The organism is Pseudomonas corrugata, assembly GCF_050920615.1.
Taxonomy (GTDB): domain Bacteria; phylum Pseudomonadota; class Gammaproteobacteria; order Pseudomonadales; family Pseudomonadaceae; genus Aquipseudomonas; species Aquipseudomonas corrugata.
This window is the reverse complement of the sequence record NZ_CP130434.1, coordinates 497,422-513,262: the sequence shown is the minus strand read 5'-3', so window position 1 is coordinate 513,262 and position 15,841 is coordinate 497,422. Positions and strand designations below refer to the sequence as shown.

Annotated in this window: 15 protein-coding genes; 11 read left to right on the top strand and 4 right to left on the bottom strand. The window is 59.0% G+C overall.

Going from position 1 to position 15,841, the window contains the following annotated elements:
* Nucleotides 1-4 precede the first annotated feature (4 nt).
* A complete protein-coding gene (locus QZH45_RS02200) occupies nucleotides 5-895 on the bottom strand; it encodes a LysR family transcriptional regulator (RefSeq protein ID WP_024777975.1) in 891 nt (296 codons plus the stop codon).
* 120 nt (nucleotides 896-1,015) lie between these two features.
* Between QZH45_RS02200 and QZH45_RS02195 the strand changes: the two genes are divergently transcribed.
* Nucleotides 1,016-1,756, top strand: a complete 741-nt coding sequence (locus QZH45_RS02195; protein ID WP_024777974.1) for an SDR family oxidoreductase — start codon at nucleotides 1,016-1,018, stop codon at nucleotides 1,754-1,756.
* A 12-nt stretch (nucleotides 1,757-1,768) separates the two neighbouring features.
* Here the strand turns inward: QZH45_RS02195 and betT are convergent, their stop codons facing one another.
* Nucleotides 1,769-3,730, bottom strand: coding sequence for a choline transporter BetT (gene betT, locus QZH45_RS02190; protein WP_167355746.1), 1,962 nt, complete (start codon nucleotides 3,728-3,730; stop codon nucleotides 1,769-1,771).
* A 532-nt stretch (nucleotides 3,731-4,262) separates the two neighbouring features.
* Here betT and QZH45_RS02185 point away from each other — a divergent pair.
* From QZH45_RS02185 to QZH45_RS02160, 6 genes are all read left to right on the top strand, one after another.
* Nucleotides 4,263-5,255 carry a D-cysteine desulfhydrase gene (locus tag QZH45_RS02185; RefSeq protein ID WP_024777972.1) on the top strand — a complete coding sequence of 331 codons (993 nt, stop codon included), beginning with the start codon at nucleotides 4,263-4,265 and terminating at the stop codon, nucleotides 5,253-5,255.
* A gap of 301 nt (nucleotides 5,256-5,556) precedes the next feature.
* Nucleotides 5,557-6,357, top strand: a complete 801-nt coding sequence (gene tcyJ, locus QZH45_RS02180) for a cystine ABC transporter substrate-binding protein (protein WP_024777971.1) — start codon at nucleotides 5,557-5,559, stop codon at nucleotides 6,355-6,357.
* Nucleotides 6,357-7,022, top strand: a complete 666-nt coding sequence (tcyL, locus tag QZH45_RS02175; RefSeq protein WP_055136231.1) for a cystine ABC transporter permease — start codon at nucleotides 6,357-6,359, stop codon at nucleotides 7,020-7,022. Before tcyJ ends, tcyL begins: the two co-directional genes overlap by 1 nt.
* Before the next feature lie 3 nt (nucleotides 7,023-7,025).
* Nucleotides 7,026-7,787 carry an L-cystine ABC transporter ATP-binding protein TcyN gene (gene tcyN, locus QZH45_RS02170; RefSeq protein WP_024777969.1) on the top strand — a complete coding sequence of 254 codons (762 nt, stop codon included), beginning with the start codon at nucleotides 7,026-7,028 and terminating at the stop codon, nucleotides 7,785-7,787.
* A 465-nt stretch (nucleotides 7,788-8,252) separates the two neighbouring features.
* A complete protein-coding gene (locus QZH45_RS02165) occupies nucleotides 8,253-9,023 on the top strand; it encodes a hypothetical protein (protein ID WP_024777968.1) in 771 nt (256 codons plus the stop codon).
* Nucleotides 9,024-9,141: 118 nt separating this feature from the next.
* Nucleotides 9,142-9,771, top strand: a complete 630-nt coding sequence (locus QZH45_RS02160) for a class I SAM-dependent methyltransferase (protein ID WP_053193105.1) — start codon at nucleotides 9,142-9,144, stop codon at nucleotides 9,769-9,771.
* Nucleotides 9,772-9,856: 85 nt separating this feature from the next.
* Here QZH45_RS02160 and QZH45_RS02155 read toward each other — a convergent pair whose 3' ends face one another.
* Complete coding sequence (locus QZH45_RS02155; protein ID WP_024777966.1) at nucleotides 9,857-10,435, bottom strand: transporter substrate-binding domain-containing protein; 579 nt, start codon at nucleotides 10,433-10,435, stop codon at nucleotides 9,857-9,859.
* A 133-nt stretch (nucleotides 10,436-10,568) separates the two neighbouring features.
* Between QZH45_RS02155 and QZH45_RS02150 the strand changes: the two genes are divergently transcribed.
* Nucleotides 10,569-10,991: a DUF4399 domain-containing protein gene (locus QZH45_RS02150; protein ID WP_024777965.1), complete on the top strand. Its 423-nt coding sequence runs from the start codon at nucleotides 10,569-10,571 to the stop codon at nucleotides 10,989-10,991.
* Between the two features lie 144 nt (nucleotides 10,992-11,135).
* Here QZH45_RS02150 and serA read toward each other — a convergent pair whose 3' ends face one another.
* Complete coding sequence (gene serA, locus QZH45_RS02145) at nucleotides 11,136-12,365, bottom strand: phosphoglycerate dehydrogenase (RefSeq protein WP_024777964.1); 1,230 nt, start codon at nucleotides 12,363-12,365, stop codon at nucleotides 11,136-11,138.
* Between the two features lie 202 nt (nucleotides 12,366-12,567).
* Here serA and QZH45_RS02140 point away from each other — a divergent pair, with 202 nt between their 5' ends.
* The 3 genes from QZH45_RS02140 (at nucleotide 12,568) to QZH45_RS02130 (ending at nucleotide 15,832) form a co-directional block, all read left to right on the top strand.
* The gene (locus QZH45_RS02140; RefSeq protein WP_024777963.1) at nucleotides 12,568-13,962 is read left to right on the top strand and encodes an FAD-binding oxidoreductase; all 1,395 of its coding nucleotides are present in this window, start codon (nucleotides 12,568-12,570) and stop codon (nucleotides 13,960-13,962) included.
* Between the two features lie 40 nt (nucleotides 13,963-14,002).
* Nucleotides 14,003-14,668 carry a fumarylacetoacetate hydrolase family protein gene (locus QZH45_RS02135; RefSeq protein WP_024777962.1) on the top strand — a complete coding sequence of 222 codons (666 nt, stop codon included), beginning with the start codon at nucleotides 14,003-14,005 and terminating at the stop codon, nucleotides 14,666-14,668.
* 231 nt (nucleotides 14,669-14,899) lie between these two features.
* Entirely contained in the window at nucleotides 14,900-15,832 is a 933-nt protein-coding gene (locus tag QZH45_RS02130; RefSeq protein WP_024777961.1) for an SdiA-regulated domain-containing protein, read from the top strand.
* Nucleotides 15,833-15,841: the final 9 nt, after the last annotated feature.

The window sequence follows — 15,841 nt, the reverse complement described above, 5'->3', positions numbered from 1 at the left end:
AGCGCTAACGCGCCCCGGCAAACACCTCTGTCATCCAATCGACAAACACCCGCACCCGCGGCGAAAGGTGACGGTTGTGGGGGTAGAGCACCGATATCGGCATGGACGGCGGAGGGGTGGCCGTGAGGACTTCCTGGAGCAGGCCCTGCTGGATCTGCGTTTCCATTCGATAGTGCGGGCATTGGATCAGGCCCAGGCCGGCAATAGCCGAAGCGGCGTAGATTTCGGCACCGAACACCGAGAGCGCACCGTCGATAGTCACTTCCTTGAGTTCGCCTTCGACCATGAACTGGAACGGATACTGTTTGGCGCTGGTGCGAGAAACGTAGTTCACCGCCCGATGCCGGCTCAGGTCGTCGAGGTTTTTCGGTTCGCCGTACTGGCGCAGATAGGCGGGGCTGGCGCAGGTGATCTGCCGCAGGTTGGCGACGCGCCGGCCGATCAATGACGAATCCCCCAGCGTGCCGGCCCGCAGCACGCAATCGACCCCTTCGCTGATCAGGTCGACTAAACGATCGGCCTCGCTGATGGACAATTCAATGTCCGGGTATCGGGCCATGAATTGCGGCAGCGCCGGGATCACGAAATGCCGGGCCAGGGTTCCGTGCAAGTCGACCCGCAGCCGTCCCTTGGGCGCCACGCTGCGAAACGCCAGCTCGGCCTCTTCAAGTTCCGCCAGCAGTTGCACACAGCGCGGGTAATAGGCCTCGCCATCCAGTGTCGGTCGTACCTTGCGGGTGCTGCGCTCCAGCAGGCGCACGCCCAACCAGGCTTCAAACTGATTGAGAGTATGAGTCAGCGTGGCCCGGGGCAGGTGCAGGTCTTCGGCGGCCAGGGTAAAACTGCTGCGCTCGTAGATGCGTACAAACACCCTCATCGCCTTGACCTGATCCATTGAATGCCCACGCCCTGATTGTTGGTGATTATTGAACAGTCAAGGCAACTCTCGTGCATTTATCGACGTGAGTAAACATGTGAATCTGGATTCACTCCACTCAACGAAGGACTTCCAGCCATGTCGACTCAAATCTCCAAAGTAGCCATCATCACCGGTGCCTCCCGCGGCATCGGCGCAGAACTCGCCAAGCAACTGGCTCACGACGGCTTTTCTGTCGCCGTCAACTACGCCAGCAGTGCCACCGAAGCCTCGAAGCTGGTGGTGCAGTTGCGCCAGGCCGGTCACCGGGCCATAGCGATCAAGGCCGATGTGTCTTCTGCCGTCGACGTTCGCCGGATGTTCGATGAAACAGAAGCGCAGTTGGGCAAGGTCGATGTTTTGATCAACAACGCCGGCATCCTGCAGGTAGCGCCCCTGGTGCAACACAGCGACGAATTGTTCGATCAGACTTTCGCGATCAACACCCGGGGCACTTTCAATACCATGCGCGAAGCCGCGACCCGTCTGAACGATGGCGGCCGCATCGTAAACTTCTCCAGCAGTACCGTTGGCCTGAACCTGCCCGGCTATTCGGTGTACATCGCCAGCAAGGCAGCGGTGGAATCGCTGACACAGGTATTCGCCAAGGAGCTGCGCGGCCGTCAGATCACCGTCAATGCCATCGCTCCCGGCCCGGTGGCGACCGAACTGTTCATGCACGGCAAAAGCGAAGAGCAGATCCAGCAACACGCCAAGATGCCCCCTCTGGAGCGCCTCGGCCAGCCGGAGGACATCGCCAGCATCCTTTCCTTCCTGGTGAGCCCTGCTGCCGGCTGGGTGAATGGCCAGATCCTGCGGGCCAACGGCGGGCTTGTCTGAGTCACCGCCCGATCAGCGCACCAGATGCAGGAACTGCATGTGCCGTTCGTACTGATCGAGGACGTCGTTGATGACCTGCTCCCGGGTATAACCCACCAGGTCGTAGTCCTGGCTACCCTCGCTCAAATGCACCTCGGCACGATAGTAACGACGGTTGTTGATCTGCTTGGAGCCCATGCCGCCCCGGGCGAAGGATGGCGTGAAGTAGCCGCGCATCTGCACCTGGTAGATGAACGGGTGTTGCTCGCCATGGCCGATCTCCAGGCTGACGCTGTCGTTGGCCGGATCTGGCTGGGTCACCACCGTCAGCCCCTTCTCGGCGAACACCGCTTTCACTTCCTCGACGGCCGGACGTACCGTGGTGTCGAGGAAGCGATAGACCTCGTCCCGAGACGGGAAATGCACCGCCTGGCTCAAGCGTTGGCGCCAGCCACCCTTGCCTCGCCGCGAGGCCGACACCGGAGCCAGGGAGTGCAACTGCGCGATCTGCTTCTGGGACTCGAGGTGAAACGCCTTGTGCAGGCCCCACATCATCATCAACAGAATCAACGAGAACGGGAGTGAAGTCAGCACAACCGCCGACTTCAACGCATCAATGCTTCCGGAAAACAGCAGCGCGCTGGTCACCAGGGCGGTCATCGCTCCCCAGAACACCCGCAGCCATTTCGGACCGTCTTCATCGGGATTGCCGCCCTTGGCCGAGAGCGTTGAAAGCACCACGGTGCCAGAGTCGGCCGAGGTCACAAAGAACACGAAACTGATGAACACCGTGACTGCGATGACCGTCTTGCTCCACGGGTAGGTTTCCAAGAGCAGGTAAAGACTCATCGACGGATTGTCCAGCGCCGACATGCCCAGGGCGCTCATGCCGTGGTTCAGCACCTGGTCGATGGCGCTATTGCCGAAAATCGACATCCACGCGAGCGTGAAACCCAAGGGAATCAGCAGCACGCCAAACACGAACTCACGGATGGTACGACCACGGGATATCCGTGCGATGAACAGCCCCACGAAGGGCGACCAGGCGATCCACCAGGCCCAATAGAAGACCGTCCAGCCTCCCAGCCAGTCACTGGGCTTGTCGTAGGCATACAGATCGAAACTCTTCATCGGCAGGGCGCCGAGGTAATCACCCACGTTCTGGATCAGGGTATTGAGCAAATGCTGGGTGGGCCCGGCGAACAGCACGAACAGCAGCAGCGCGCAGGCCAGCAACATGTTGATGTCGGACATGACCCGCACGCCCTTATCGACGCCGGCCACCGCCACGATGATCGCCGCTCCCATCATCAGCACGATCAGGCCGACCTGAATCCATTGGGTATGAGGAATGCCCAGCAGGTAGTCGAGACCGGAGTTGAGGTGCAGGACCCCAAACCCCATGTCGGCGCCGAGGCCGAATACGGTCGCGATGATGCCGAAGCCGTCGACGGCATAGCCGATGGGGCCGTTTATGCGTTTGCCGATCAGGGGATACAACGCCGAACGCAGGGCCAGTGGCAGGTTATGTCGATAGGCAAAGTACGCCAGGGCCATGCCGACGAACGCAAACACGCCCCAGCCGTGCAGGCCCCAATGCAGAAACAGTATTTGCATGGCCTGGCGCGCTGCGTCGGCAGTGCCGGCCTCGCCTTGAGGCGGCTGCGCCAGATGGGTCAGCGGTTCGGAGACGCAAAAGAAGAACAGCGTGATGCTGATCCCGGCGGCGAACAACATTCCGGCCCAGGACAGGTAACTGAATTCGGGCTCGTCGTGGTCGACACCAAGCTTGATCTTGCCGTAGCCGGACAAGGCGGTGACCACCACGAAGACCAGATACAGGGCCATCGCCAGCAGGTAATACCAGCCGACCGTATTGGCCGCCCAGTTCTGCGCCGCCAGTAGCCAGGCACCGGCTTGCTCGGGCATGGCAATCACCACCAGGCCGAACAGCAGGATAACCGTCGCCGCGAAGTAGAACACCGGCGGGTTCATGCGGACCAGGCCGCTGGGTGGAAGGGACGAGGCACTCATGAACGAAGCACCCCGAAGTGGGAAACCGTGACAGTGGATAACAGACTCAGCAAAGGCAAGCCTCCTGTTGTGAGCGGGCAGCAAACCAATGGTTTAACTTGAATGAACGTTCAATTTAAACATGAATAGGCAGCTAAGGACTAATCGTCGGGCTCGGCGGTACGTGCTTCACGCTAGCCCAAGGGAAGGTATGACGTTGCTCAGCGTTTTTGTTTCATTCGCGGTAACCACCTACGCTTCCTGTGGGAGCAAGACTGGCCCTAGTGCCAGTCAGTTGAGTCACAAACCTGTGGGAGCAAAGCTTGCTCGCGATAGCGGTAAGCCAGTCAGCAAAGATGTTGGCTGGTCTATCGCTATCGCGAGCAAGCTTTGCTCCCACAGCCAACAGTTCATCTTGCGAACAAGACCAGAGAGCCCCCAGATACGATTGACGGTTGCCCGTGAATATCAGCGTGCCTATAGTCCAGACATTGCCTACAACCAGTACGGACTCATGATCAAACAACAGCTGTCCCGCTTTAACCGCCTCGACCTGCTCGGCCATCCGACACCACTGGAAAAACTCGAACGCCTCTCCTCATGGCTCGGTCGCGACCTTTACATCAAGCGCGACGACCTAACGCCCCTGGCCCTGGGTGGCAATAAACTGCGCAAGCTCGAATACCTCGGCGCCGACGCCTTGGCCCAGGGTGCCGACACGCTGATTACCGCCGGCGCGATCCAGTCCAACCATGTGCGCCAGACTGCCGCACTGGCCGCCAGACTGGGCCTCGGTTGCGTGGCGCTGCTGGAAAACCCCATCGGCACCGAAGACGCCAATTACCTGGGCAATGGCAACCGATTGCTGTTGGAGCTGTTCGATGCCAAGGTCGAACTGGTGGAAAACCTGGATAACGCCGATGAGCAGCTGCAGGCCCTGGCCGCGCGGCTGCGCAACAACGGCAAGAAGCCGTATCTGGTGCCGATTGGTGGCTCAAACGCCCTGGGCGCTTTGGGGTACGTGCGCGCCGGCCTGGAGTTGGCCGAGCAGATCAAGGACACCGGCCTGGACTTCGCCGCCGTGGTGCTGGCCTCGGGCAGTGCCGGCACCCACAGCGGCCTGGCCCTGGCCTTGAGTGAAACACTGCCGCAGCTTCCAGTGATTGGCGTCACGGTATCGCGCAGTGAAGAAGACCAATTGCCGAAGGTCCAGGGGCTTGCCGAGCGCGTCGCCCAGTTGCTTGAGGTAGCCCTTCCAGAGGCCTTCAAGGTGAACCTGTGGGACGAATATTTCGCCCCTCGCTACGGTGAGCCGAACGCCGGTACGCTGGCAGCGGTCAAGCTGCTGGCAAGCCTCGAAGGTCTGCTGCTGGATCCGGTCTACACCGGCAAGGCCATGGCCGGCCTGCTCGACGGCATCGGCCGCGACCGTTTTGACGAGGGTCCGATCATCTTCCTGCACACCGGCGGGGCTCCGGCGCTGTTTGCCTACAACGCCGCGTTCTGAAGTTCGGAGGTCTTGATGTGGGAGCGAGCCTGCTCGCGATGGCGGTGTATCAGTCGAATAGCCGCTGACTGACACGCCGCCATCGCGAGCAGGCTCGCTCCCACAATTAACAACTCCATTTGGAATATGTGGATGATTTAATATTATTTTCCAATCTATGGAAGCCGCCCTATAGTCACGCCCACTGGCCTATTTGCCACGAGACGCACGCACCGCTTTAAGGCAGGATGTGGCAGTCTTCCAGATCACGGCTACACCTTCTAATCCAATACGTCTTCATAAGAAAACACAGGGGCTTGTCATGAATTTTTCTGCATTACGTCGCAACCTGTTGATCGGTTCGCTGGGCCTGGCATTGAGCGCCGGCCTGCTGGGGCAAGCAGTCGCCGGTGAGCAGCTGCAAAAAATCAAGGACGCAGGCGTGATCAACGTCGGCCTGGAAGGCACCTATCCACCGTTCAGCTTCGTCGATGCCGACGGCAAACTGGCCGGTTTCGAAGTAGAGTTTTCCGAAGCCCTGGCCAAAGAACTGGGTGTAAAGGTGAAGCTGCAAGCCACTAAATGGGATGGCATCCTGGCTGCGCTGGAGTCCAAGCGTCTGGACGCCGTGATCAACCAGGTCACCATTTCCGAAGAGCGCAAGAAGAAGTACGACTTCTCCCAGCCTTACACCGTCTCCGGTATCCAGGCGCTGGTTCTGAAAAAGAACGAAGAAAAACTCAATATCAAGGCCGCCGCCGACCTGGCTGGCAAGAAAGTCGGTGTAGGCCTGGGCACCAACTACGAACAATGGCTCAAGGACAACGTGCCCAAGGCCGACATCCGTACCTACGAGGATGATCCGACCAAGTACCAGGACCTGCGTATCGGCCGTATCGACGCAATTCTGGTGGACCGCCTGGCCGCCTTTGAACTGGCGAAGAAAGCCCCGGACACCGCGGTTGCCGGCGACGCCTTCTCCCGCCAGGAAGCCGGTGTGACCTTGCGCAAAGGCGAACCCGAGCTGCTGGCGGCGGTGAACCAAGCCATTGATAAGCTGCGCGCCGACGGCACCTTGAAGAAGCTGTCCGAGAAATACTTCAACGCTGACGTCACTCAATAATGGAAGCAAAGCTCCAACTCGTCCTCAGTTCCACGCCCTTCTTGCTTCAGGGCGTGTACTTCACGGTCATCCTGAGCCTGGGCGGAATGTTCTTCGGCTTCCTGCTCGGGTTTGTCCTGGCCTTGATGCGCTTGTCACGCTTCAAACTGGTGAACTGGTTCGCCCGGATCTACGTCTCGTTCTTCCGTGGCACGCCATTGCTGGTCCAATTGTTCATGATGTATTACGGCCTGCCCCAGGTGGGCATCGAGCTGGACCCGATACCTGCTGCGCTGATCGGCCTCTCGTTGAACATGGCCGCCTACATCTGTGAAACCCTGCGGGCCGCCATCAGTTCCATCGAACGCGGCCAGTGGGAGGCGGCGGCCAGTATCGGCATGACCCGCGTGCAGACGCTGCGCCGGGCCATCCTGCCACAAGCCATGCGCACGGCCCTGCCACCCTTGGGAAACAGCTTCACGTCGCTGGTCAAGGACACCTCGCTGGCCGCCACCATCCAGGTACCTGAATTGCTCCGCCAGGCGCAGTTGGTTTCTGCACGGACCTTTGAAATTTTCGCCATGTACCTGTCTGCCGCATTGATCTACTGGATCCTTGTGAGCGCCCTGGCCCATGTGCAAAACCGTTTGGAAGCGCGGGTCAACCGGCATGAGCAGGAGTCTTGAAGCATGATCGTGGTTGAAAAGCTGACCAAACAATTCAAGGGTCAGACGGTACTCAACGGCATCGACCTGCAGGTCGAGGAAGGCGAAGTCATTGCCATCATCGGCCCCAGCGGCTCGGGCAAGACCACCTTCCTGCGCTGCTTGAACTTCCTCGAAGAACCCAGCAGCGGCCGGATCAAGGTCGGTGACATCGAAATCGATGGCAGCCGCCCGTTGAACCAGCAGCAGGGACTGGTGCGTCGTCTGCGCCAGCAGGTGGGTTTTGTGTTCCAGAACTTCAATCTGTTTCCCCATCGCACGGCCCTGGAAAATGTCATTGAGGGGCCGCTGGTGGTGAAGAAGACCCCACGCGCCGACGCTGAAACCCTGGGCCGCAAGCTGTTGGCCAAGGTTGGCCTGGCTGGCAAGGAGGACGCCTATCCACGGCGCCTCTCCGGCGGTCAGCAACAACGGGTGGCGATTGCCCGGGCTTTGGCGATGGAACCACAGGTGATCTTGTTCGACGAACCGACCTCGGCGCTGGACCCGGAACTGGTCGGAGAAGTCCTGGCGACCATTCGCGGCCTGGCCGAAGAAAAACGCACCATGGTCATCGTGACCCACGAAATGAGCTTTGCTCGTGATGTGGCGAACCGCGTGGTGTTTTTCGACAAGGGCGTGATCGTCGAACAAGGTGAAGCCAAGGCAATGTTCGCAGCGCCCAAGGAAGAACGCACCCGACAGTTCCTCAGCAAGTTTCTCTCCGCCGGTCACGGTGCGCAGTAATTCATCGATAGAGGCTTACTTCCAGGGATGGAAGGAGCTGTCGTTTTTAAAACAAACTCAAAGCCTTAAAACCGCCTAGCATCTTGAATTATTTGACGCGCGGTGCAGACATACCCCTCGCAACACTTCCCTTTCGCCAAACTCCCTGCCAGTTCGTGCTCCGCCGACCTTCGACCAGGCTCTCAAGCCGAGGTAAAAGGCTATTCTCGCTGTGTACTTTTAACTTCATCACGTGGGAAATTTCTGAAGAGATACATAGCCCACTAATAAGCAAGCACCTCTATTGACACTGAAACTATCGACCCCGTATCTAGTTGACCAACAGGCGACGCGCATTATTTCAATTGTACGCAGCGAATCGCCGCAGGAACGCATCCAAGACTTCACAATGAAGTAGGGCGCGTATTTCAACGCCTTTGATCTTTCCGAAACGGACTTTGTTTTTCAAGCCTCAAGGAGAACACCATGACATGTACGTCAACCATCCCGGAGCTGGCCGCTCCCTCCCTCGCCAATGCCTGCCGTACCGGTATCAACATCACCGGTGCCGCTCGCCTGGAAGTGCTCATCGCCCCTTATCCCGGCATGGATACCGGCGACCTGATCGAACTGTTCTGGGACAACTGCTACGTCGGCTCCCGCCTGCTGACCGAGGCGGATGTACAAGCCAGCGTCACGCTGCGTGTGCCGGAGAGCTTCATCGTCAACGGCAGCTCGCGCATCCATTATCGTGTGATGCGAATCGGGCGCGGACCAGCGTTGTCGGCAACGCATCGGGTGCAGGTCAAGCTCGATTGCCCAGGCGGCCGGACATCAACCCTGAGTGGCGATGAAAACCAAGGGTTGGCACCGGTGCGTATTCCAGACGCCATCCGTCGTCACGGGGTGAACCCGAGCCAGATCAAACGCGGAGTCCCGTTGACCATTGAGCCCTACCTGAACATGGCCGTCGACGATGCAATCACCTTGCGCTGGGGCGATGTGCGCATGGACTTGCCCCGGATCAAATCAAGCGAAGTGGGCCAACCGGTCAATGTATGGGTGCCCCCGGAGATCATTCTGGAAGCGGGAGAAGACCTGCGCCTGGAGGTCACCTATTGCATCCTCGATCGAGTGGGCAACAACTCCCACTGGGCGCCACCCAGAACGCTGACGATCGGTTGCGCCAGGTCCTATTCGAGAACGCCACCGAAAGCCCCCCTCATGGCCGCCGAACCGAGACGCATGAAGCCTTGAAGCGAAGCCCCCCGGAGACGCCAACGCTTGTACGAGAAGGGGAGTGTGTTTCTGTCGGGTCGTGACGCCATGCTGTTGCGCTATAGTCCGCCCACGCTCCCCATCCAAGCCAACGACCATGAAACTTACTCCCGAAGACCTGCACGCCATCACCACCACGACCCTGGGTCATTACAACGCCGTCGCCGAGGAGTTTCGCGAAGGCACCCGCGATCACGATGTCAGCCAGAATATCGATGCACTACTGCGCCATATCCAGGGCCAGACACCGCTGCACATTCTGGATTTCGGTTGCGGTCCCGGGCGGGACTTACAGAAATTCACCGCCATGGGCCATGTGGCGGTGGGCCTGGACGGCTCAGCCGAATTCGCCCGGATGGCCCATCACGACAGCGGGTGCGAGGTCTGGCAACAGGATTTCCTGCAACTTGACCTGCCAACCGAACGCTTCGACGGGATCTTCGCCAACGCCGTACTGTTTCATATTCCCGTCCAGGAACTGCCTAGAGTGCTCAGGCAGCTGCATGCCACCCTCAAGCCCGGCGGTGTGCTGTTCAGTTCCAACCCCCGGGGCGAGAACCAGGAGGGCTGGAACGGCCAGCGCTTCGGCGCCTATCACGACCTCGAGGCTTGGCGCACGCTGCTCATCGCAGCCGGTTTTGTCGAACTGGAACACTACTACCGGCCGACGGGGTTGCCCCGGGAGCAACAGCCATGGCTGGCGAGTGTGTGGCGCAAGACGCTTTAACCCTTGAAGACCTCATCGCGAACAGGTTCGTCCCCACAGGTGATGGCATTCCCCGGTGGGAGCGAGCCCGCTCGCGATGACGGCACTACTGTCCAACCGGTTGCTGCTTACCCAACCACTTCTGCGTCAACTGCTCCAACCTCCCATCATCCTTGATACGCGCCAGGGCGTTGTCCACGCTGGCCTTGAACGCCGGGTTGCCCTTCTGGAACGGGATCACCAGACTCGGTGCCGGACCGCGCTTTTCTTCCGGTTGGAAAGACTGCGCCATCATGAGCGGGCGCGGTGCTTCCTCCTTCTTCGCCAACAGCTGCGCATCCGGGTGGCTGTAAGCAGCACTGGTGTCGAAACGTTCCGCCAGTTCCGGGGTCATTGCTATGTGGTTGATGGCGACATCGTACTTGCCACTTTCCACGCCGCTCAGCAGATCCGCGGCATCGGTGACCACAAAGTCGGCGCGCACATCGAGTTCATTGGCCAGCATCTGGCCCAGTTCCACTTCGAAGCCGCTGAGCTTGCCGTCCTCCTTGAAGTTGAAGGGAGCGGCATTGGCTTCGAGGGCGATGCGCAATTCGCCACGATCATTGACGTCATCAATCAGCTCGGCATGGGCCAGGGGACTCAGAAGGGGTAGCAGGCAGATCAGGCCAGGCAGGAAACGCATGGTCACTCCTTTGTATGGGTACAAGCGACGCTCGTTTCAGGCTCGCTTTGCTATGGTTGTTGCAGGCTTCGACAACGATTGGTCATGAAGTTGTCACGACCAACAGGATTTCACGGAAAAACTGGAGAAAAAAATGAAAAGCTTTATGTCACGTGCAGTTTTAGCAGGCCTGTTGCTGGGAACCTCGATGCTGGCGACAGCAACGCCCGCGCCTAAAGACGCAAAGGTATTTTTCGTATCCCCAGAGGATGGCGCCACCGTCCCCCAGGAATTCAAGGTCAAGTTCGGCGTCGAGGGCGTTGCGCTGGCACCGGCGGGTGATACGACAAAGAACACCGGACATCATCACCTGCTGATCGACGTCGACAAACTGCCTGCCGCCGGCGCGGCGATTCCGGCCGACGCCAACCACATGCACTTCGGCAAGGCGCAAACCGAGGCCACCATCAAACTGGCACCAGGCAAGCACACACTGCAGCTGGAGCTGGGCGACTTCAGCCATGTACCGTTCGATCCGCCGATTGTCTCCGAAAAGATCACCGTAAACGTGAAATAAACGTGATTGACTGACAGTAAATACCTCTGTGTGCGAGCCTGCTCGCTCCCACAGGTTTATATCAGGCCATAAAAAACGGGAGTCCTTATGGACTCCCGTTTTTTCATTACATGCCACTTGAAGCTAACAGCTCGCCACTGCTCTTTAGAACAACACGCGGGACCGAATGGTGCCCTTGATGTGTTGCAGCTTCTCTTGCGCCAGGTCCGAGTATTCGGCATCGACGTCGATCACGACGTAACCGACCTTCTCGTTGGTCTGCAGGAACTGACCGGAAATGTTGATACCGTTTTCCGCGAAGACCTTGTTGATCTCGCTCATCACACCCGGGATGTTTTCGTGGATGTGCAGCAGGCGGTGTTTGCCAGGGTGCGCCGGCAGGGCCACTTCCGGGAAGTTCACGGACGATACCGAAGTACCGTTGTCGCTGTACTTGACCAGTTTTTCCGCCACTTCCAGACCGATGTTGGCCTGGGCTTCAGCGGTAGAGCCACCGATGTGCGGGGTCAGGATCACGTTATCCAGGCCACGCAGCGGGCTTTCGAAGATATCGTCGTTGGAGCGCGGCTCCACCGGGAACACGTCGATGGCAGCACCGATCAAGTGCTTGTCCTTGATCGCGTCGGCCAGCGCATCGAGCTTGACCACAGTGCCGCGGGCGGCGTTGATCAGGATCCCGCCCTTCTTGATGGCGCGGATTTCCTTCTCGCCGATCATCCATTGGGTCGCCGCGGTTTCCGGCACATGCAGGGTCACGATGTCGGACATGCCCAGCAACTCATGCAGATCGTTGACCTGGGTGGCGTTGCCCAGTGGCAGCTTGGTCACGGTGTCGTAGAAGAACACCTGCATGCCCAAGCCTTCGGCCAGGACCGACAACTGGGTGCCGATCGAGCCATAACCGACGATCCCCAGCTTCTTGCCACGGATTTCGAAGGAGTTGGCCGCACTCTTGATCCAGCCGCCACGGTGGCAGGAAGCGTTTTTCTCGGGGATGCCGCGCAGCAGCAGGATGGCTTCGGCCAGCACCAGCTCGGCAACGGAACGGGTGTTGGAGTACGGTGCGTTGAACACCGCGATACCGCGTTCGCGAGCCGCGTCGAGGTCAACCTGGTTGGTGCCGATGCAGAAGCAGCCGACCGCCACCAGTTTCTTGGCGTGGTCAAAGACCTCTTCGGTCAATTGGGTGCGGGAGCGAATGCCGATGAAATGAGCATCGGCGATCTTTTCCTTGAGCTGGGCTTCCGGCAGAGAACTGGTGATGTACTCGATACTGGTATAGCCCGCCGACTTGAGGACGTCGACAGCCGATTGGTGGACGCCTTCGAGGAGAAGGAACCTGATCTTGCTCTTATCGAGAGAAGTCTTGCTCATCTGCGTAAACCTGTGTCCCGGAAAAAATGGCAGGGAATCGGACCGCGCGACGCTGGCCCGACCGGCTTGATGGCCGTCGCCGCAGAACGGCCTTCGGCACTGTTCTACGGGGGCGGTATGCTAGCATATGCGACCTGCAAACACTCATTCTGCGACATGAAGCGTTCTCAGGGTGACCATGAATTGTTCGAGAGTTTTGCCGATGACCAATCCTGCCCCGATAGAAGAGCTCAAGTCCCTGGTCGAGCCTGGCAAGGTGCTGACCGATGCCGACTCCCTGCAAGCCTATGGAAAGGATTGGACCCGACACTTCGCCCCGGCGCCGAGTGCCATCGTTTTCCCCAAGACCATCGAACAGGTCCAGGCCATCGTACGCTGGGCGAATGCACACCGGATCGCCCTGGTGCCTTCGGGCGGACGCACCGGGCTTTCCGCCGCAGCCGTGGCGGCCAACGGCGAAGTGGTCGTCTCATTCGACTACATGAACCAGATTCTCGGGGTGAACCTCACCGACCGCACCGCCGTTTGCCAGCCGGGCGTCATCACCGAACAACTGCAGAACAAGGCTCAAGAGCATGGGCTGTACTACCCGGTGGACTTCGCTTCGGCTGGTTCCAGCCAGATTGGCGGCAATATCGGCACCAATGCCGGCGGGATCAAGGTGATTCGCTATGGCATGACCCGTAATTGGGTAGCCGGGATGAAAGTTGTCACCGGTAAGGGCGACCTGCTGGAGCTGAACAAGGATCTGATCAAGAACGCCACTGGCTATGACCTGCGGCAGTTGTTCATCGGCGCCGAAGGCACCCTCGGTTTCGTGGTCGAGGCCACCATGCGCCTGGATCGGGCGCCGAAGAACCTCACGGCAATGGTGCTCGGCACGCCGGACTTCGATTCGATCATGCCCGTGCTCCACGCCTTCCAGGGCAAACTCGACCTGACCGCCTTCGAGTTTTTTTCGGATAAGGCCTTGGCCAAGATCATGGGTCGGGGCGACGTGCCGGCACCGTTCGAAACCGACTGCCCGTTCTACGCTCTGCTGGAGTTCGAAGCCACTACCGAAGACGTTGCCAATCACGCCCTGGCTACCTTCGAGCACTGCGTGGAACAGGGCTGGGTGCTCGATGGCGTGATGAGTCAGAGCGAAACCCAGCTACAGAATCTGTGGAAGCTGCGTGAATACATCTCGGAAACCATCTCCCACTGGATGCCGTACAAGAACGACATTTCGGTGACTGTCTCGAACGTCCCGGATTTTCTCAAGGAAATAGACGCAATCGTCGGCAGACACTACCCGGACTTCGAAGTCGTCTGGTACGGCCACATTGGCGATGGCAACCTGCACCTGAATATTCTCAAGCCGGAGAACCTGGGCAAGGATGAATTTTTCGCCAAGTGTGCGACAGTGAACAAATGGGTGTTCGAGATCGTCGAGAAATACCATGGCTCGATCTCGGCCGAACACGGCGTAGGCATGACCAAGCGGGACTACCTGACCTATAGTCGCTCGCCGGTGGAAATCGAATATATGAAAGCCATCAAGGCCGCATTCGACCCGAACGGCATCATGAATCCGGGCAAGATTTTCGCGGTGTGATGAAAAGCACCTGATAAGTTTCAGAAAACAGGAGTCGGTAATGAGCTATCAGCACCAGTATGTCGACGGTACCCGCATCCACTTTCCGGTCGGGAAGGTGGTGTGCATTGGCCGTAATTACGCCGAACATGCAAAGGAACTGGATAACCCGGTGCCCACCGAACCCTTGCTGTTCATCAAACCCGGCAGTTGCGTGGTGCCGCTGGAAGGCAGCTTCAGCATTCCAGTGGACCGGGGTTCGGTGCATTACGAAGCGGAAATTGCCGTGCTGATCGGCAAGCCGCTGTCGACCCGGCCAAGCGTCGAAGAAGTCCTCGACGCCATCTCCGGCTTTGCTCCGGCCCTGGACCTGACTCTTCGGGACAAACAGGCCGAACTCAAGGCCAAGGGCCTGCCGTGGGAAGTTGCCAAGTCATTCGACGGCGCCGCGGTGATTGGGCCATTCGTATCGAACGCCACCTTTGCCGACCTGACAGACATTCCCGTGCGCCTCACCATCAACGGTGAAGTGCGCCAGGATGGCAACAGCAGTCTGATGCTCAACCCCATCGTGCCGATGATCCAATACATGGCCGGCTGCTTCTCGCTGCAGGCCGGCGACGTGATCCTCACTGGCACCCCGGCGGGCGTCGGCCCGTTGAATGTGGGTGATGAGCTGGTGCTGGAACTGCCGGGCGCGAGCCGTTTCGAAAGCAGCGTTTGCTGACAGCTGCGTCATCTCCTTTCTGTGGGAGCGAGCCTGCTCGCGATCGCGGTCTGCCTGCAACATTGATGTTGCCTGACACACCACTATCGCGAGCAGGCTCGCTCCCACAAGGGTTTTAAGGCATCCACCCCACGATTTACCGTTTTTTTCACATGCTATCCGGATAATTCCGAAGAATGCGGCATCTGAGCCAGCCATTCCCCAGCCCGAATTCCTGGAACGCAATCACCGATGGCCAAGACCCAAGTACTGCCCCACGCCAAACCTGCCCGCCGCTCCCGCTTTGCCCTGCCCCGGTATGCCTGGTCGCTGCTGGCGCTGGCTGCCGCTTATGGATTGGCGTTTGCGATGCATTGGGATGACCGGGGCCTGCTATGGGTGAAGGAGCACTTTCAAAGCCCGGCTCTACGCCAGGAAAGCGTCTGGCTGCCGGATTACACAGCCGTGATCGACGCCAAGCCGCTCCCTGGCATGGAGAAGGATGAAGCGTCCGATGTGACCTACAACCCACAGACCAAGACCCTGTTTGCCGTGATGGGCAAGAATCCGTTCCTGGTGGAGCTGACCTTGCAGGGCGACGTGCTGCGCAAGATGCCTTTGGTGGGCTGGAGTAATCCTGAAGGGGTCTCTTTCATGGAGAACGGACTACTGGCCATTACCGATGAGCGAAGCCACACACTGTCGATCGTTCACGTCGACACCGATACGCGGGAGTTGAACAAGAGCGATTTCCCTGACTACGACCTTGGCCCTTCAAAGAACCAGAACAAGGGGTTCGAAGCGGTCGTCTGGGATCCACGCAACCAGCAACTGGTGCTGGGCGAGGAACGCCCGCCAGCGTTGTTCACCTGGAAAAGCGATGGCAGCCTGCTGCTCAAGGGTGACAAGCAGATCCATACCAGCAATGAACTGGATATGCGCAACCTCTCGGCCCTGGCGATAGATCCTCGAACCGGTCATATGCTGGTGCTTTCGGCCGATTCACATCTGCTGCTGGAGCTTGATAAAAAAGGCCAGCAAGTCAGTTTCATGACGTTGCTGGGCGGCTTCAACGGGCTGAAGAACACCATCCCCCGCGCCGAAGGCGTCACCGTGGACGAAGCCGGTAACATGTACATGGTCAGCGAGCCGAACCTGTTCTATCGTTTCGAAAAACAACGCTGACAGCGCAAC

Excerpts from the sequence above, each read along its gene's own strand:
- tcyN (WP_024777969.1), top strand. The coding sequence starts at position 7,026 with ATGATCGTGGTTGAAAAGCTGACCAAACAATTCAAGGGTCAGACGGTA.
- QZH45_RS02130 (WP_024777961.1), top strand. The coding sequence starts at position 14,900 with ATGGCCAAGACCCAAGTACTGCCCCACGCCAAACCTGCCCGCCGCTCC.
- QZH45_RS02165 (WP_024777968.1), top strand. The coding sequence starts at position 8,253 with ATGACATGTACGTCAACCATCCCGGAGCTGGCCGCTCCCTCCCTCGCC.
- QZH45_RS02135 (WP_024777962.1), top strand. The coding sequence starts at position 14,003 with ATGAGCTATCAGCACCAGTATGTCGACGGTACCCGCATCCACTTTCCG.
- QZH45_RS02150 (WP_024777965.1), top strand. The coding sequence starts at position 10,569 with ATGAAAAGCTTTATGTCACGTGCAGTTTTAGCAGGCCTGTTGCTGGGA.
- QZH45_RS02200 (WP_024777975.1), bottom strand. The coding sequence starts at position 895 with ATGGATCAGGTCAAGGCGATGAGGGTGTTTGTACGCATCTACGAGCGC.
- QZH45_RS02185 (WP_024777972.1), top strand. The coding sequence starts at position 4,263 with ATGATCAAACAACAGCTGTCCCGCTTTAACCGCCTCGACCTGCTCGGC.
- tcyL (WP_055136231.1), top strand. The coding sequence starts at position 6,357 with ATGGAAGCAAAGCTCCAACTCGTCCTCAGTTCCACGCCCTTCTTGCTT.
- serA (WP_024777964.1), bottom strand. The coding sequence starts at position 12,365 with ATGAGCAAGACTTCTCTCGATAAGAGCAAGATCAGGTTCCTTCTCCTC.
- QZH45_RS02155 (WP_024777966.1), bottom strand. The coding sequence starts at position 10,435 with ATGCGTTTCCTGCCTGGCCTGATCTGCCTGCTACCCCTTCTGAGTCCC.
- QZH45_RS02195 (WP_024777974.1), top strand. The coding sequence starts at position 1,016 with ATGTCGACTCAAATCTCCAAAGTAGCCATCATCACCGGTGCCTCCCGC.
- QZH45_RS02160 (WP_053193105.1), top strand. The coding sequence starts at position 9,142 with ATGAAACTTACTCCCGAAGACCTGCACGCCATCACCACCACGACCCTG.
- betT (WP_167355746.1), bottom strand. The coding sequence starts at position 3,730 with ATGAACCCGCCGGTGTTCTACTTCGCGGCGACGGTTATCCTGCTGTTC.
- tcyJ (WP_024777971.1), top strand. The coding sequence starts at position 5,557 with ATGAATTTTTCTGCATTACGTCGCAACCTGTTGATCGGTTCGCTGGGC.
- QZH45_RS02140 (WP_024777963.1), top strand. The coding sequence starts at position 12,568 with ATGACCAATCCTGCCCCGATAGAAGAGCTCAAGTCCCTGGTCGAGCCT.